This is a genomic window from Solibacillus sp. FSL K6-1523 (assembly GCF_038005225.1).
GTDB lineage: Bacteria > Bacillota > Bacilli > Bacillales_A > Planococcaceae > Solibacillus.
Window position 1 is genome coordinate 88,469 of record NZ_JBBOSU010000001.1, and the last position, 16,532, is coordinate 105,000.

14 protein-coding genes and 2 rRNA genes (1 of these 16 cut by a window edge) are annotated in these 16,532 nt (G+C 41.7%); 15 read left to right on the forward strand and 1 reads right to left on the reverse strand.

Features of this window, described 5'->3' with window-relative positions; all coding sequences use genetic code 11:
• Nucleotides 1-127 precede the first annotated feature (127 nt).
• The 9 genes from cysK (at nt 128) to lysS (ending at nt 8,601) form a co-directional block, all read left to right on the forward strand.
• Nucleotides 128-1,063: a cysteine synthase A gene (cysK, locus tag MHI10_RS00435; protein WP_340782009.1), complete on the forward strand. Its 936-nt coding sequence runs from the start codon at nt 128-130 to the stop codon at nt 1,061-1,063.
• A 201-nt stretch (nt 1,064-1,264) separates the two neighbouring features.
• The gene (locus MHI10_RS00440; RefSeq protein ID WP_340782010.1) at nt 1,265-2,674 is read left to right on the forward strand and encodes an anthranilate synthase component I family protein; all 1,410 of its coding nucleotides are present in this window, start codon (nt 1,265-1,267) and stop codon (nt 2,672-2,674) included.
• Entirely contained in the window at nt 2,671-3,240 is a 570-nt protein-coding gene (gene pabA / locus MHI10_RS00445; protein ID WP_340782012.1) for an aminodeoxychorismate/anthranilate synthase component II, read from the forward strand. The genes MHI10_RS00440 and pabA overlap by 4 nt, the downstream gene beginning before the upstream one ends.
• A 12-nt stretch (nt 3,241-3,252) precedes the next feature.
• Nucleotides 3,253-4,101: an aminodeoxychorismate lyase gene (gene pabC, locus MHI10_RS00450; protein WP_340782014.1), complete on the forward strand. Its 849-nt coding sequence runs from the start codon at nt 3,253-3,255 to the stop codon at nt 4,099-4,101.
• A complete protein-coding gene (folP, locus tag MHI10_RS00455) occupies nt 4,102-4,965 on the forward strand; it encodes a dihydropteroate synthase (protein WP_340782015.1) in 864 nt (287 codons plus the stop codon).
• Nucleotides 4,966-4,976: 11 nt separating this feature from the next.
• A complete protein-coding gene (gene folB / locus MHI10_RS00460) occupies nt 4,977-5,345 on the forward strand; it encodes a dihydroneopterin aldolase (RefSeq protein ID WP_340782017.1) in 369 nt (122 codons plus the stop codon).
• Nucleotides 5,342-5,857, forward strand: coding sequence for a 2-amino-4-hydroxy-6-hydroxymethyldihydropteridine diphosphokinase (folK, locus tag MHI10_RS00465; protein ID WP_340782019.1), 516 nt, complete (start codon nt 5,342-5,344; stop codon nt 5,855-5,857). The genes folB and folK overlap by 4 nt, the downstream gene beginning before the upstream one ends.
• Before the next feature lie 35 nt (nt 5,858-5,892).
• The gene (dusB, locus tag MHI10_RS00470; protein WP_340782021.1) at nt 5,893-6,939 is read left to right on the forward strand and encodes a tRNA dihydrouridine synthase DusB; all 1,047 of its coding nucleotides are present in this window, start codon (nt 5,893-5,895) and stop codon (nt 6,937-6,939) included.
• Between the two features lie 159 nt (nt 6,940-7,098).
• Entirely contained in the window at nt 7,099-8,601 is a 1,503-nt protein-coding gene (gene lysS / locus MHI10_RS00475; protein WP_340782023.1) for a lysine--tRNA ligase, read from the forward strand.
• A 112-nt stretch (nt 8,602-8,713) separates the two neighbouring features.
• Here the strand turns inward: lysS and MHI10_RS00480 are convergent, their stop codons facing one another.
• Nucleotides 8,714-9,589 carry a M23 family metallopeptidase gene (locus tag MHI10_RS00480; protein WP_340782025.1) on the reverse strand — a complete coding sequence of 292 codons (876 nt, stop codon included), beginning with the start codon at nt 9,587-9,589 and terminating at the stop codon, nt 8,714-8,716.
• A 164-nt stretch (nt 9,590-9,753) separates the two neighbouring features.
• Between MHI10_RS00480 and MHI10_RS00485 the strand changes: the two genes are divergently transcribed.
• The 6 genes from MHI10_RS00485 to MHI10_RS00510 all read left to right on the forward strand — a co-directional run.
• Nucleotides 9,754-10,788 carry an ABC transporter permease gene (locus MHI10_RS00485; RefSeq protein WP_340782027.1) on the forward strand — a complete coding sequence of 345 codons (1,035 nt, stop codon included), beginning with the start codon at nt 9,754-9,756 and terminating at the stop codon, nt 10,786-10,788.
• A gap of 1 nt (nt 10,789) precedes the next feature.
• On the forward strand, nt 10,790-11,476 hold the full coding sequence (locus MHI10_RS00490; protein ID WP_340782028.1) for an ABC transporter ATP-binding protein: 687 nt from the start codon (nt 10,790-10,792) through the stop codon (nt 11,474-11,476).
• A gap of 380 nt (nt 11,477-11,856) precedes the next feature.
• Nucleotides 11,857-12,030 (forward strand): hypothetical protein, encoded by a 174-nt coding sequence (locus MHI10_RS00495; RefSeq protein ID WP_340782031.1) that lies wholly within the window; start codon nt 11,857-11,859, stop codon nt 12,028-12,030.
• A 10-nt stretch (nt 12,031-12,040) separates the two neighbouring features.
• On the forward strand, nt 12,041-12,175 hold the full coding sequence (locus MHI10_RS00500; RefSeq protein ID WP_340782033.1) for a hypothetical protein: 135 nt from the start codon (nt 12,041-12,043) through the stop codon (nt 12,173-12,175).
• A 538-nt stretch (nt 12,176-12,713) separates the two neighbouring features.
• Nucleotides 12,714-14,268 (forward strand): 16S ribosomal RNA (locus MHI10_RS00505).
• Between the two features lie 423 nt (nt 14,269-14,691).
• Nucleotides 14,692-16,532: ribosomal RNA gene (locus MHI10_RS00510) — 23S ribosomal RNA — on the forward strand (it continues 1,086 nt past the right edge of the window).
• The 16S and 23S rRNA genes sit together here, the layout of an rRNA operon.

The window sequence follows — 16,532 nt, forward strand, 5'->3', positions numbered from 1 at the left end:
CAATAGTAGTTAGAAAATTCGATAAATAAATCAAAGGAAACAATTGACAATGTCTAGTAAAAGTTGATAAAATACGAATTAAGGAAAACCTATCAATTTTGTAGGGATTAAGAGGGGAATGGATACTATGAGCAAATTAGCAAATTCAGTGGCGGATTTAGTAGGTCGTACACCAATCGTCAAGTTAAATAATGCAACAAATGAAAATGAGGGAACAGTTTATGTAAAGTTGGAATACTTTAATCCAGGTTCTTCAGTGAAAGATCGTCTTGCACTGGCGATGATTGAAGCGGCTGAAAAGGATGGTACATTAAAACCAGGTGGCACAATTATTGAGCCAACGTCAGGTAATACAGGAATCGGTTTAGCGATGATTGCAGCAGCAAAAGGCTATAAAGCAATTTTAGTAATGCCGGAAACAATGTCATTAGAGCGCCGTAATTTATTGCGTGCATATGGTGCGGATTTAGTATTAACACCTGGTCCAGAAGGCATGAAAGGTGCCATTGCAAAGGCGGAAGAATTATCTGCATCAGAAGGCTATTTCTTACCACAGCAATTTAAAAATGCTGCCAATGCAGAAATTCACCGTTTAACAACAGGTCCTGAAATTGCAGAAGCATTTGAGGCGGATGGTTTACAATTGGATGCATTTGTAGCTGGTATCGGTACGGGTGGTACGATTACGGGCGCAGGTGAAGTTTTAAAATCGAAATTCCCTGGAATCGAAATTATTGCAGTGGAGCCAAAAGATTCACCGATTTTATCTGGTGGTAATCCAGGTCCACATAAAATTCAAGGGATTGGTGCAGGATTTATTCCAGAAGTACTAGATACAAACGTTTATACATCCGTATTTACAGTGGAAAATGAAACAGCATTTGAATATGCACGTAAAGTAGCGCGTGAAGAAGGGATTTTAGCAGGGATTTCTTCGGGTGCAGCGATTTATGCAGCAATTGAAACAGCAAAGCGTTTAGGTAAAGGGAAAAATGTTTTAGCAATCATTCCATCAAACGGTGAGCGTTATTTATCAACACCTTTGTATCAATTTGAAGACTAATTGAATGTATTGCAGTACAAAAGCATGGCGAAAATGACGCTGTGCTTTTTTATGTGGGGAAAATAGGGCGATATAAGAGCATTTGCATAAAAGTTTTACCCTTTAGAACATTACCGTATAAAAATTTCCGCGTATCATTGGATTTTCGTAGTATTATCAAGTTTAATAAAGAAAACAATAAGAGAAGAGGCGAACGGGTAAATGCAACAGCTAGAATATCAGGTATTTTCCATGACAAAGGATGAATTTTTCTATAGTTTCCAACAGCAAACAAAGAACCTCAAAGAAAAGGCTTTTTTAGAAAGTGGACGCGGGGGGAATTATTCTATTGCAGCTTGGAATCCAATTGCAACAGCAAAATCAGTGGAAGATGGATTGCAAATTGCATGGCTTGATGGGACGGTCGAAGTACAACAAGGTGAGCCGTTAGCGCAGCTTGAGCAATTGATACATAACTACAAATTAGAGCGCATTCCACACTTGCCAGATTTCCAAGGTGGTGCCATCGGTTTTATTTCGTATGATTATGCACGAACAATTGAGGTTTTACCAGAGCTTGCAGAGGATGATTTACAAATTCCAGATGTATATTTTTATTTATTTGATCATTGGGCCGTACATAATGTGAAAACAGATGAACTGACGATTATGAAACGACTGGATAGCACAGTCGACTTGCAACAGTGGCAGCAACAATGGCTAGAAGAAGCCCAGCTTGGAATAGCTACACGTTTATTTGGACAAGAAAATGCAACTGAAATTAACGAGGATGCAAGTGCACTCGAAGTATCATTCGATGGACAGAATTTTGAACGTGCGATTGAGAAAATACAGGAATATATCGGACAAGGTGATGTATTCCAAGTAAATTTATCCGTGCGTCAAGGCAAGCGATTAAACGCAGCGCCGATTGTCATGTATGAAGCCGTACGTTCATTCAACCCATCTCCGTATATGGCGTATATTGAAAGTGCAGATTTTGCGGTTGTCAGTGGTTCTCCAGAATTACTCATTAAACGAGACGGCACGGAATTATCGACAAGACCGATAGCGGGTACACGTCCGCGCGGCAATTCAGAGGAACAAGATATTGCACTTGCTAATGAATTAATCGATAACGAAAAAGAACGAGCAGAACATGTCATGCTTGTTGATTTAGAACGTAATGATTTAGGACGCGTCTGCCAATACGGCACGGTGGAAGTAAATGAGTTTATGGTTATCGAGCGTTATTCGCATGTCATGCACATCGTTTCCAATGTACGCGGACAAATGGCGCAAGGGAAATCCAATGCGGATGTCATTCGTGCCATGTTCCCAGGGGGCACGATTACAGGTGCACCAAAAATTCGCACGATGGAAATTATTGAGGAATTGGAGCCTGTTCGTCGCGGTCTTTATACAGGTTCGATCAGCTGGCTTGGCTATAACGGCGATTTAGAGCTCAATATCGTTATTCGCACAGCATTTATTCAAGACGGTATGGCCTATATTCAAGCAGGCGCAGGAATTGTCATTGATTCTATTCCAGAAAATGAATACATTGAGTCGATGAATAAAGCAAAAGCAATGTGGCAAGCAAAAGCAATGGCGGAAGGGGTAGTACAATGATTTTAATGATTGATAATTATGATTCATTTACGTATAACATCGTGCAATATTTAGGAGAGTTTGGCTATGAAATCGTTGTAAAGCGTAATGATGAAATTACAGTAGATGAGATCAATGCACTTTCACCAAAAATGCTTGTTATCTCACCAGGACCTTGCACACCAAATGAGGCAGGAGAAAGCTTAAATATTATTGAACAATTCGCGGGTAAACTGCCAATATTAGGCGTTTGTTTAGGGCATCAAGCAATTGCGCAAGTATTTGGTGGCAATGTCATCCGTGCAGAGCGCCTAATGCACGGCAAAACCTCTCCGGTTATGCATAGCGGGATTGGTTTACATAAAAATAATGCCAATCCATTTCAGGCGACACGTTATCATTCATTAATCGTAGAGCGTGAATCGTTACCAGATTGTTTAGAAGTAACTGCGTGGACAGCAGAAGGAGAAATTATGGGCCTTCGTCATAAAGAATGGCCGATTGAAGGGGTGCAATATCATCCGGAATCGATCATGACAGAAGATGGCAAACAATTGCTACGCACATTTATCGAGCTGTACTGCTAAGGGGGAATGATTGTGCTTTGTTGGATGAATGGACATTATATTGAAGAACAAGAGATGAAAATATCACCATTTGATCATGGTTTTTTATATGGACTTGGCTTTTTTGAAACGTTTCGCACGTATGAGGGACAGGCTGTTTTGTTACAAGCGCATTTGAATCGCTTATTAGAGGCGTTAAAAGAATACCGAATCGCGTTTCCTTATACATTGGCAGAGCTAGAAGAAATCATTCATCAATTAAACGCCCAAGATGGACAAGATGGCTATTTCCGGTTAAACGTTTCTGCCGGTCCACATAGTATTGGGCTAGCACCGACTGAATATGCGGAACCGACTGTCATTGTTTTCCGTAAGCCATTGCAAGTAGCAGCTCGTGGCACGGAAAAACAAGCGGTATGGCTAAAAACGCCGCGCAATAGTCCGGAGCAAGAAGTCCGCTATAAAAGCCATCACTACGGTAATAATGTAAGAGCTAGGTTGGAGTTGCCAAGCTTAGCTGAATTTGAAGGCTTCTTTACGACGAATCAAGGTATTATTGCTGAAGGAATCACTTCAAATGTTTTTTGGGTGAAAGGTGGTATACTGTATACGCCATCTATTGAAACAGGCATTTTACCTGGGATTACGAGAAAAGTCGTACTCGAATTAGCACAACAAATGGAAATCCCGGTACGTGAAGGTGCTTTTATTAAGTTGGAGCTTGAACAGGCGGATGAATGCTTTATTACGACAGCGGTACAGGAGCTTGTGCCGATTTCAAATATTGGTGATACCCGCTTTGCAGGCAATGAAGGCCGAATTTATGGGAAATTACACAATGTCTACTTACAAAATATTGTCGATCGATTAGGGAGAAAATAAATGTTAGAAAAATATAAAACACCCTTACTTATAAATAATATTGAGCTGGATTATACGAAAGAAACATTTGTGATGGGAATTTTAAATGTGACGCCTGATTCGTTTTCAGATGGGGGACAGTATGATTCGGTTGACACTGCGCTAAAGCAGGCAAAGAAGATGGTAGCCGATGGAGCGAAAATCATTGATGTTGGTGGAGAATCAACACGTCCTGGCTATACACGCATTTCAGAAGAAGAAGAAATTGCGCGCATTGTACCTGTCATCCGAGCACTTGTGAAGGAAGTACCGGCAATTATTTCGGTGGATACATATAAATCCGCCGTGGCGCGTGCAGCAATTGAGGCCGGGGCGCATATGATCAATGATATTTGGGGAGCAAAGGCAGATCCAGAAATGGCAAATGTCGCTGCTGAGTTAAATATCCCAATTATTTTAATGCACAATCGAAATACAGCATCATATACAAACTATTGGTTGGAATTTATGACAGATATGGAAGACAGTATTGCGATTGTTAAAAATGCTGGCGTTCCAGATGAACATATTTTACTCGATCCGGGTATCGGTTTTGTGAAAAACTTGAGCGAAAGTATTGAAACGATGCAACGTCTTGATGAGTTAGTAGCACTCGGTTATCCGGTGCTGCTTGCAACATCTCGTAAGCGCATGATTGGAACGGTATTAGATTTACCTGTGGAGGAACGTGTGGAAGGGACAGCTGCTACTTGTGCATACGGTGTACAAAAAGGCTGTCATATGATGCGTGTTCATGACGTCAAGGAAGTCGCGCGTACCGTAAAAATGATGGATGCGTTAGTCGGAAAATATATTGTCCAAGGTGAATTAGCACCAAGACATTAAGGAGTAACAACATGGATTATATTCATTTAAGAGAAATGCAGTTTTTTGGCTATCATGGTGTATTGCCAGAAGAAAATGTGCTTGGTCAACGATTCCGTGCCAATGTGTCATTAGCGGTAAACATGAAGCAAGCAGGCGAAACGGATGACTTAACAAATACAGTTAGCTATGTAGGCGTTTATGATATTTGCAAAGAGATCATGGAAGGCAAGCCATTCAAGCTAATTGAGGCGGTAGCAGAAACAATTGCTACACGCATTTTGACGCAATATGAAGGGCAAATTTTCGGTTGCCGTGTAGAAGTGATTAAGCCGGACCCACCGATTCCAGGACATTATAAGGAAGTTGCAGTGGAAATTGTGCGAGGTACATTTTCATGAATGAGGTGTATTTATCGATTGGTACCAATATTGGAGAACGTGAAAAGAATTTGCAGCAGGCAGTTCAAGCTTTAATGGAACATTCCGCTGTTCGAGTGAAGCATGTATCGTCTATTTATGAAACGGCAGCAGTTGGCTATACAGAGCAAGCGGACTTTTTAAATATTGCGGTAGCGATTGAAACGAAATTAATTGCCCGGGAAATGTTGGATATTTGCCAGTCCATTGAAAATGAACTAGGACGAGTTCGCGAAATACGTTGGGGTCCTCGAATCATTGACCTCGACATTCTGCTCTATAATCAAGAGAATATCGACACGGAAAGCTTAATTATTCCGCATCCAAGAATGCATGAACGTGCATTTGTATTAGTGCCTTTACAGGAAATTGCGCCGAGTAATGGGATTGTCCATGAAAAGGCAACACATACTTTACAAGCGTTCAATATAGAACAAGAAGGCGTAAAACTTTGGAAAAAGGTTGATTCGATCGAGGAATTCATGGGAAATTGATATAAAGGTTTAAACCCGTACAGGAGGAAACAACAATGACAAGCGTACCAAGCGTACAAGAAAAGCCATTCCAAATTGGTAAACATGTCATGGATAACCGTGTTGTACTTGCCCCAATGGCTGGTATTTGTAACTCGGCTTTCCGATTAACAGTAAAAGAGTTTGGCGCAGGCTTAGTATATGCGGAAATGATTAGTGATAAATCGATTAACTTCCGCAACGAAAAAACGATGAGCATGCTTTATATAGACGAGCGCGAAAATCCACTCTCTCTCCAAATTTTTGGAGGAGACAAAGAAAACTTAGTCCAAGCAGCTAAGTATGTAGATAAAAATACACCTGCAGACATTATTGATATCAATATGGGTTGCCCTGTCAATAAAATTATCAAATGTGAAGCGGGTGCGAAGCTTTTATTAGACCCGAATAAAATCTATGAAATGATAGCGGCAGTAGTAGATGCTGTTGATAAACCAGTTTCAGTGAAAATGCGTATCGGCTGGGATGATCAGCGTGTATTTGCAGTAGAAAATGCGCAAGCCGCTGAACGTGCCGGTGCTTCAGCTATTGCGATGCATGGTCGTACACGTGTGCAAATGTATGAAGGCAAAGCAAACTGGGATATTTTAAAAGAAGTAAAAGAAAATATTAGTATTCCGTTTATGGCAAATGGGGATGTAGAAACACCACAAGATGCGAAACGTATTTTAGAACATACAGGGGCAGATGGTGTGATGATTGGTCGCGCGGCACTTGGAAACCCATGGATGATTTATCAAACGGTACACTATCTTGAAACAGGTGAGTTAAAGCCAGAGCCGAGTGTACGTGAAAAAATGGATGTATGCTTACTTCACTTTGAACGTTTAATGCAATTAAAAGGTGAAAAAGTAGCTGTACGCGAAATGCGTAGCCATGCAGCATGGTATTTAAAAGGTATTCGTGGTAACGGGCTAATCCGTAACGCCATTAACCAAGCAGAAACGAAGCTAGAATTAGTGACGTTAATTAATGGTGTTGTATCGCAAATGGAAGAACTTGAAGCGATGGAAGCAGAAGTAGTAAAAACGGAAATTATGTAACAGCTAGGAAACATCACAAACGTGGTGTTTTTCTTTTTTTAGAAAAAATAATTCGAAAACGATGTGAATTAATTCGAAATGGATGAACGCAAGGCAGAAATACGGTACAATAGAAATATTGTAGAAGTGTCGCGCGGACTGCGGACAACTAATTAAGGAGTGACAAACGTGTCAAATATTGAAGAATTAAACGACCAGCTTTTGGTTCGTCGCCAAAAGATGACAGATATTCGTGAAAACGGTTTAGATCCATTCGGTGGACGTTTTGAGCGTACGCATTTATCGACAGAGGTAACAGCGGAGTTCGATCAGTTCGATAAAGAACAATTAGAAGCAGAACCAAAAGAAGTTGTAATCGCAGGGCGTATTATGACGAAGCGCGGTAAAGGGAAAGCTGGATTTGCGCACCTTCAAGATTTAGCAGGTCAAATTCAAATTTACGTGCGTAAAGATGCAGTGGGCGATGAAGCTTACGAACTTTTCAATAAAGCAGATCTTGGTGATATCGTTGGTGTAAAAGGGGATGTATTCCGTACACAAGTAGGCGAGTTATCAGTAAAAGCAACAGAATTCATTTTCTTAACAAAAGCATTACGTCCAATGCCTGAGAAATTTCACGGCTTACAAGACATTGAACAACGCTACCGTCAACGTTATTTAGATTTAATGACAAATGCAGACAGCAAGGAAACATTCATTGCACGTTCAAAAATTATCCGTGCGATTCGTAACTACTTAGATAACCAAGGTTTCTTAGAAGTAGAAACACCAATGCTACACACAATTGCTGGTGGTGCAGCGGCACGTCCGTTTATTACACACCATAATGCATTAGATATGGAATTGTATATGCGTATCGCAATCGAGTTGCATTTAAAACGTTTAATCGTTGGTGGCTTAGAAAAAGTATACGAAATCGGCCGTGTATTCCGTAACGAAGGTGTTTCAACACGCCACAATCCTGAGTTTACAATGATTGAATTATATGAAGCATACGCGGATTATAATGACATTATGGACTTAACGGAGAATTTAGTTGCTCATGTTGCACAAGAAGTATTAGGTACAACTTCTGTACAATACGGCGAAGATACAATCGACTTAGCAGTAGGCTGGAAACGTCAACATATGGTTGATGCAGTTAAAGAAGCGACAGGTGTAGATTTCTGGGCACCGATGACAGTGGAAGAAGCACGTGCACATGCAAAAGAGCACGGTGTTGAAATTAAAGACACATTTGAAGTAGGTCATATTATTAATGAATTCTTCGAGCAAAAAGTAGAAGAAACATTAGTACAACCAACATTCATTACAGGCCATCCGGTAGAAATTTCACCACTTGCGAAGAAAAACCCGGAAGACGAGCGTTTTACAGATCGTTTTGAGTTATTCATCGTGCGTCGTGAGCATGCCAATGCCTTCACAGAATTAAATGACCCAATCGATCAACGCGAACGCTTTGAAGCACAAATGGCTGAAAAAGAAGCGGGTAATGATGAAGCGCATGAAATGGACAATGATTTCATCGAAGCATTAGAATACGGTATGCCGCCAACTGGTGGACTAGGTATCGGTATTGACCGCTTAATCATGCTATTAACAAACTCACCATCAATTCGTGACGTACTATTATTCCCAACAATGCGTCATACATCGAAATAAACTTTAAAAAACTAAAACAGGAAAACCCTTGTGAAATGATGCGCGGGTTTTCCTGTTTTTTGTGTTTGTATATTTAAATGATGGAGATTTGAAACCTTTTAATTTATTGAAGTTATCCTCTGAGAGTGTTCGAAATCGTATCCCCTTGAATCGGCTCAACGCCGTCCTTAAATCGAATGCGCAATGATTTCGCATTATTTAAATCAGGGGAATCCATCACTTGGAAATGCAAATGCGGTTCAGAGGTGTTTCCGGAATTCCCACACATTCCAATGCATTGCCCCTCCTTTACAAGTTCCCCTATTTCAACTTGGATGGAGTTCTTCTTTAAATGCGCTAACAAACTATATTCTTTATTAGCATGTTCAATGACAACATAGTTTCCGGCAGCATTTACAGCATCCATTTCGCCAGGGGTATGATCCACTAAGCCATCGATCAAATTAATTACTTTTCCATCTGCTGGGGCTGAAATCTCTTCATTAAAGGCATAGAAATTTTCTATTTGTGTAGGATCACCTTTAAAAGACATCCCATCTTGAACTTTCACAAGGTCGTATGCATAGCGCATATGTTCATAAGCATAATGGTAATTGATAAATTCATTGGTCCCGCCCCAAAAAACAAACCATTCCCCCGATATAGGCATGCTATATGCATTTTTAGTCAGTTGGTTATCCGTGTCGGGGTAAGTTATGTAAGGTTTTATTAATAAACCTTGAATTTGATTCGACTGATTGAAGGAGACAGCAATGCCCCGTTCTTTTTGATCGTCTACCCAAATGTATTGATCCAAACTTTGGAACGCCTTTTTAAATTCCACTTGATAAGATTGAACGCCTTCATTAAAAGAAGAAGCGACTGTAATGAATTCTTCTAATGGTAGGAATTCTTGAAAATCCGATGACATGCAACGGTAAATCTCCTCAAAACTTCCACTTTGAAATAACGTACCAAACTGTTCAGGGTTAATAAATGAATCCGACAATGAAAGAACCTCCTAATTATTCAACAAAATGGTAAACTAACTTTTATACGAAAGAGCGAATAAAAAAGTTTCAGCATTGTAACTAATTTAATTTGAAGGAAGTTCATCTTCAGTTCAGATAGCCATTATAAGATAAGGATAGAAAATAAATGGAGGGCAAATAAATGAAATTAGCATTAAAGGAAATAAAAAAAAGTAAAGCTAAGTTTATAATTTTAGGATCAATCGTTTTTTTAGTTAGTTTATTAACGTTTATGATATCAGGACTTGCAAATGGTTTATCACAAGATAACTCAGCTTTAATTAAGGACTTACCAAAAGGGCAATTTTATATGAATGAAGACGCGGATCAAACGCTTAATATGTCGCGAATTACTAAAGAATCCCAGCAACAAGTGCTTGATGAACAAAAAGATGCAGCAGCTTTTTCAATTCAAATGGGCTTTGTTAATGATGCGGCAGACAAACAGCACGGTGTAGCGTTTGTCACTTCGACAGAATCGCCTCATTTTGAAAACGTAAAAGCAGGGGAAGTTGTATTAGACAAATCATTACAAGATAAAGGGATTCAATTGGGTGATATTTTAACGAATAATCAATTTTCTAGTGAGTTCAAAGTAATAGGTTTTGTTGATTTGAAAAAATTTAGCCATTCGCCAGTAGCGTACATTAACATGGAAAACTTCAAAGAAATCTACCGTGTGAATGAAATGCAATTGCTATATGTCCCAAATGGTGATGACTCTGTACAATATGCAGGCTTAGAAGGCTTTTCAAATAAGGAATTTTTAAATACGATTTCTAGTTATAAAGCAGAACAACTTTCATTAAATATGATCGTGTGGTTTTTAGTTGTCATTAGCGGCATGTTATTTGCGATTTTCTTCTATATGATGAACGTACAAAAAATTGGCCTTTACGGTATTTTAAAAGCAATCGGATTAAAGACGAGCAATTTATTCGTACTAATATGGACGCAGATGTTTGTCATTACAGCTATTGCATTGATTATGTCAGTTGCACTTAGCCAGCTATTCAATGCTTTTGCGCCAAGTGGTATGCCATTTACCTTAACATTCGCGACAACGCTTCAACTTTCAGGTGTATTTTTAGTCATCGGCTTTATCGGCTCGACATTATCAGGTGTACAAATCAAAAATATTGAACCACTACAAGCAATTCAACAAGGAGAGGCTTAATATGACGATTTTCCAATTAGAAGGAATCCGAAAAACATTCAAAACGGGTGAAGTACAGGAAGAAATATTAAAAGGTGTTAACTTAACGTTAAAAGAAGGCGAAATTACAGCACTTGTCGGCGCATCTGGTTCAGGGAAAAGTACGTTGTTAACAATTGCAGCAGGATTACAGCCGACAACGGAAGGGAAAATTACCTTTAACGGGCAAGTTGTAACCGATATGAATGCAGAGCAAGTGCGTGCTATGCGTGCTAAGGAATTTGGATTTGTCTTTCAGTTTGCGCATTTAGTTCCGTTTTTAACGGTAGAAGAGCAACTTGAATTAATGCTAGATGTTGCGGAAACAAAACATAATAAACGTGACCAACAGAAAGAAGTGGCGCGTGTATTAGAGCTTGTTGGAATGAATCATCGTAAATCAGCGTACCCAGCATCATTATCTGGTGGGGAAAAACAACGTGTTGCGATTGCTCGAGCGATTATTCATCAGCCGAAAATTTTATTTGCTGATGAACCCACTGCGAGTCTTGATTCAAAACGTTCAGCAGAAGTGATGCATTTAATTCAAGAATTGACAAAGAAATTAAACATCACAACATTAATGGTAACGCATGATGAAGAGATGTTGACGTATACTGACAATATTATCAAAATGAGTGATGGCGTCATCATCGAAGAAGTTCGTTAATTGCATAAAATATCAAGAAGAACACATAGACAGTTTCGTCTGTGTGTTTTTTTATATTTATGTTTCCTCGTATTGGCCGCTACCTTAAGAATACCTTCATGAAGAAGTTGCTTCTATTATTAATCGCACACTGCGTATGTCCGACGGTGTATTAAGGGAGGGCTACGCAAATGCTACCAACTCCAATTTGTGTTTCAACATATGAAGAAACATAAACTACGGTAACAACAACGATTGGTTGTGCTTTTTTGATGGGACAATGGCTGAACAGCGCACGTTTGAAATTGTTGGTATTTGGAAAGAACCTTCCTATGAATGGTGTTAAGATGCAACTATTTATTTGAACAATAAAGTTATGACGTTAATATGAAGGAATGCAGGTGTACCCCGATTTAACGATTTATGTAGATTTATTAGAATACGTGATACCTGTGCTGGAACAATTAAAAGAAGAGAATTATCCTATTGTCTCAGTGGTCGAGCAATTAGGACGAATGAATATGTTCTTTACCGTATTAGCAATTGTGCTATCTTACATTATCAGTTTTAGATAATGCGTTTTCAATGATACCTATTAGCCTAGTGGTTATTGTAGGTAGCATTAGCTTAGCTGTTGTAATCTTATTTGGATGGCGCCCTGCACGTAAAGTAACAAAAATAGAAGTTATTCAAGCGCTTCGCCAAGAGCTAGAACAATGAACAAGCCGTAATACTGGATTTGGTGTTGTGGCTTTGTTTCAATACAACGTGTGTGAAAGTGCATGTTATAATAGTTTTTTAAGGAGGTTTGAATAATAACGTAATCGGAAATGCATATTTAATCTCGTTTATGTGTTTATTTTGTAAAGTTAAATTGAATATCATATAAAGTATTGCGTAGAAACTGATATCGTGTTAAATTATTAGACGTCGCCAAAACAAGGCGCACGAGCATCCACTAAGAAAATGAACAACGCTATTTTAAAAAAGAGTTGACTTTTCGGAGTGAGGGTGATAAGATAGGGAAGTTGCTGTTGGGAAACGGCAAAAAAATAACTCGAAAAAAGTTATTGACATGACACATTGAACTGTGTTAAGATATAAAAGTTGTCACTTCGAAAGTGGTAACGACATGAACCTTGAAAACTGAACAAGCAAACGTTAATGATTTAAACGTTTAAGTGATGAACTTAAACAAATTATAGATATCAACTTTATGTTGATACGCTAGCAAAGCAAATGAGCTTTCAAACTAACTTTTATGGAGAGTTTGATCCTGGCTCAGGACGAACGCTGGCGGCGTGCCTAATACATGCAAGTCGAGCGGACTTTCATTGGTGCTTGCACCTTTGAAAGTTAGCGGCGGACGGGTGAGTAACACGTGGGTAACCTACCCTGTAGATTGGGATAACTCCGGGAAACCGGGGCTAATACCGAATAACACTTTTGAACTCATGTTCGAATGTTAAAAGACGGTTTCGGCTGTCACTACAGGATGGGCCCGCGGCGCATTAGCTAGTTGGTGAGGTAACGGCTCACCAAGGCAACGATGCGTAGCCGACCTGAGAGGGTGATCGGCCACACTGGGACTGAGACACGGCCCAGACTCCTACGGGAGGCAGCAGTAGGGAATCTTCCACAATGGACGAAAGTCTGATGGAGCAACGCCGCGTGAGTGAAGAAGGATTTCGGTTCGTAAAACTCTGTTGCAAGGGAAGAACAAGTAGCGTAGTAACTGGCGCTACCTTGACGGTACCTTGTTAGAAAGCCACGGCTAACTACGTGCCAGCAGCCGCGGTAATACGTAGGTGGCAAGCGTTGTCCGGAATTATTGGGCGTAAAGCGCGCGCAGGTGGTTTCTTAAGTCTGATGTGAAAGCCCACGGCTCAACCGTGGAGGGTCATTGGAAACTGGGAAACTTGAGTGCAGAAGAGGATAGTGGAATTCCAAGTGTAGCGGTGAAATGCGTAGAGATTTGGAGGAACACCAGTGGCGAAGGCGACTATCTGGTCTGTAACTGACACTGAGGCGCGAAAGCGTGGGGAGCAAACAGGATTAGATACCCTGGTAGTCCACGCCGTAAACGATGAGTGCTAAGTGTTGGGGGGTTTCCGCCCCTCAGTGCTGCAGCTAACGCATTAAGCACTCCGCCTGGGGAGTACGGTCGCAAGACTGAAACTCAAAGGAATTGACGGGGGCCCGCACAAGCGGTGGAGCATGTGGTTTAATTCGAAGCAACGCGAAGAACCTTACCAGGTCTTGACATCCCATTGACCACTGTAGAGATACAGTTTTCCCTTCGGGGACAACGGTGACAGGTGGTGCATGGTTGTCGTCAGCTCGTGTCGTGAGATGTTGGGTTAAGTCCCGCAACGAGCGCAACCCTTATTCTTAGTTGCCATCATTTAGTTGGGCACTCTAAGGAGACTGCCGGTGACAAACCGGAGGAAGGTGGGGATGACGTCAAATCATCATGCCCCTTATGACCTGGGCTACACACGTGCTACAATGGACGGTACAAACGGTTGCCAACCCGCGAGGGGGAGCTAATCCGATAAAACCGTTCTCAGTTCGGATTGTAGGCTGCAACTCGCCTACATGAAGCCGGAATCGCTAGTAATCGCGGATCAGCATGCCGCGGTGAATACGTTCCCGGGCCTTGTACACACCGCCCGTCACACCACGAGAGTTTGTAACACCCGAAGTCGGTGGGGTAACCTTTATGGAGCCAGCCGCCGAAGGTGGGATAGATGATTGGGGTGAAGTCGTAACAAGGTAGCCGTATCGGAAGGTGCGGCTGGATCACCTCCTTTCTAAGGATATTTTCGGAATCATTCCTTCGGGAATGAAACATTAACGTTTGCTGTTCAGTTTTGAAGGTTCATCTTTTTGATGAAACACTTCATATATACTTGCTCCTGACGCTAGCGCTTACGTCGCAAAGCTTCATGTAGCAAAAACAGCGAAGTCATTCACGATGTGATTGAAGTCAGCTGCTTTGTTCTTTGAAAACTGGATAAAACGACATTGAAAGCAATAAACAAACAAATGATCAAGAAATTGATCGTGCAAGTTCTTAAATCTTATCTTTTATAGGATAAGTAGTAACTAATTAAAGGTTTCAAGACACAAGTAGTTCTAGGAAGCAATGGAGTGAAGGAAGGAGCGTACCTATGTACGTGACTGACAGAACGAAAGTAGCTGACGACGAAATACGCCGTGTATTGGAAGCTGTAGGTTAAGTTAATAAGGGCGCACGGTGGATGCCTTGGCACTAGGAGTCGATGAAGGACGGCACTAACACCGATATGCTTTGGGGAGCTGTAAGTAAGCTTTGATCCAGAGATTTCCGAATGGGGGAACCCACTATGTTTAATCGCATAGTATCTTCACGTGAATACATAGCGTGTTGAGGACAGACGCAGAGAACTGAAACATCTAAGTACCTGCAGGAACAGAAAGAAAATTCGATTCCCTGAGTAGCGGCGAGCGAAACGGGAAGAGCCCAAACCAAAGAGCTTGCTCTTTGGGGTTGTAGGACATTCTATACGGAGTTACAAAAGAATGAGATAGTTGAAGCGGCTTGGAAAGGCCCGCCATAGAAGGTAAAAGCCCTGTAAGTGAAACCTCATTCCCTCTTGAATGTATCCTGAGTACGGCGGAACACGTGAAATTCCGTCGGAATCTGGGAGGACCATCTCCCAAGGCTAAATACTACCTAGTGACCGATAGTGAACCAGTACCGTGAGGGAAAGGTGAAAAGCACCCCGGAAGGGGAGTGAAATAGATCCTGAAACCGTGTGCCTACAAGTAGTTAGAGCCCGTTAATGGGTGATAGCGTGCCTTTTGTAGAATGAACCGGCGAGTTACGATTACGTGCGAGGTTAAGTTGATAAGACGGAGCCGCAGCGAAAGCGAGTCTGAATAGGGCGAATTAGTACGTGGTCGTAGACCCGAAACCAGGTGATCTACCCATGTCCAGGGTGAAGGTGAGGTAACACTTACTGGAGGCCCGAACCCACGTACGTTGAAAAGTGCGGGGATGAGGTGTGGGTAGCGGAGAAATTCCAATCGAACCTGGAGATAGCTGGTTCTCTCCGAAATAGCTTTAGGGCTAGCCTCGTGATTGAGAATACTGGAGGTAGAGCACTGTTTGGACTAGGGGGGCATCTCGCTTTACCGAATTCAGACAAACTCCGAATGCCAGATATTTATACACGGGAGTCAGACTGCGAGTGATAAGATCCGTAGTCAAGAGGGAAACAGCCCAGACCACCAGCTAAGGTCCCAAAGTAATCGTTAAGTGGAAAAGGATGTGGCGTTGCTTAGACAACCAGGATGTTGGCTCAGAAGCAGCCATCATTTAAAGAGTGCGTAATAGCTCACTGGTCGAGTGACGCTGCGCCGAAAATTTATCGGGGCTAAACGATTCACCGAAGCTGTGGATGCATCCGTATGGATGCGTGGTAGGAGAGCGTTCTAAGGGCGTTGAAGTCAGACCGGAAGGACTGGTGGAGCGCTTAGAAGTGAGAATGCCGGTATGAGTAGCGAAAGACGGGTGAGAATCCCGTCCACCGTATGACTAAGGTTTCCTGAGGAAGGCTCGTCCGCTCAGGGTTAGTCGGGACCTAAGCCGAGGCCGATAGGCGTAGGCGATGGACAACAGGTTGATATTCCTGTACCACCTCCTCACCGTTTGAGAAATGGGGGGACGCAGTAGGATAGGGTAAGCAGAGCGTTGGTTGTCTCTGTTCAAGCAGTAAGGCGTGTGTGTAGGCAAATCCGCACACTAATACGTTGAGCTGTGATGACGAGTCCGTATGGACGAAGTTCCTGATTTCACACTGCCAAGAAAAGCCTCTATCGAGGTGAGAGGTGCCCGTACCGCAAACCGACACAGGTAGTCGAGGAGAGAATCCTAAGGTGTGCGAGAGAACTCTCGTTAAGGAACTCGGCAAAATGACCCCGTAACTTCGGGAGAAGGGGTGCTCTTGAGCGTGCAAGCGCATGAGAGCCGCAGTGAATAGGCCCAGGCGACTGTTTAGCAAAAACACAGGTCTCTGCAAAACCGTAAGGT

Excerpts from the sequence above, each read along its gene's own strand:
- cysK (WP_340782009.1), top strand. The coding sequence starts at position 128 with ATGAGCAAATTAGCAAATTCAGTGGCGGATTTAGTAGGTCGTACACCA.
- MHI10_RS00440 (WP_340782010.1), top strand. The coding sequence starts at position 1,265 with ATGCAACAGCTAGAATATCAGGTATTTTCCATGACAAAGGATGAATTT.
- pabA (WP_340782012.1), top strand. The coding sequence starts at position 2,671 with ATGATTTTAATGATTGATAATTATGATTCATTTACGTATAACATCGTG.
- folP (WP_340782015.1), top strand. The coding sequence starts at position 4,102 with ATGTTAGAAAAATATAAAACACCCTTACTTATAAATAATATTGAGCTG.
- folB (WP_340782017.1), top strand. The coding sequence starts at position 4,977 with ATGGATTATATTCATTTAAGAGAAATGCAGTTTTTTGGCTATCATGGT.
- folK (WP_340782019.1), top strand. The coding sequence starts at position 5,342 with ATGAATGAGGTGTATTTATCGATTGGTACCAATATTGGAGAACGTGAA.
- dusB (WP_340782021.1), top strand. The coding sequence starts at position 5,893 with ATGACAAGCGTACCAAGCGTACAAGAAAAGCCATTCCAAATTGGTAAA.
- MHI10_RS00485 (WP_340782027.1), top strand. The coding sequence starts at position 9,754 with ATGAAATTAGCATTAAAGGAAATAAAAAAAAGTAAAGCTAAGTTTATA.
- MHI10_RS00490 (WP_340782028.1), top strand. The coding sequence starts at position 10,790 with ATGACGATTTTCCAATTAGAAGGAATCCGAAAAACATTCAAAACGGGT.
- MHI10_RS00500 (WP_340782033.1), top strand. The coding sequence starts at position 12,041 with ATGATACCTATTAGCCTAGTGGTTATTGTAGGTAGCATTAGCTTAGCT.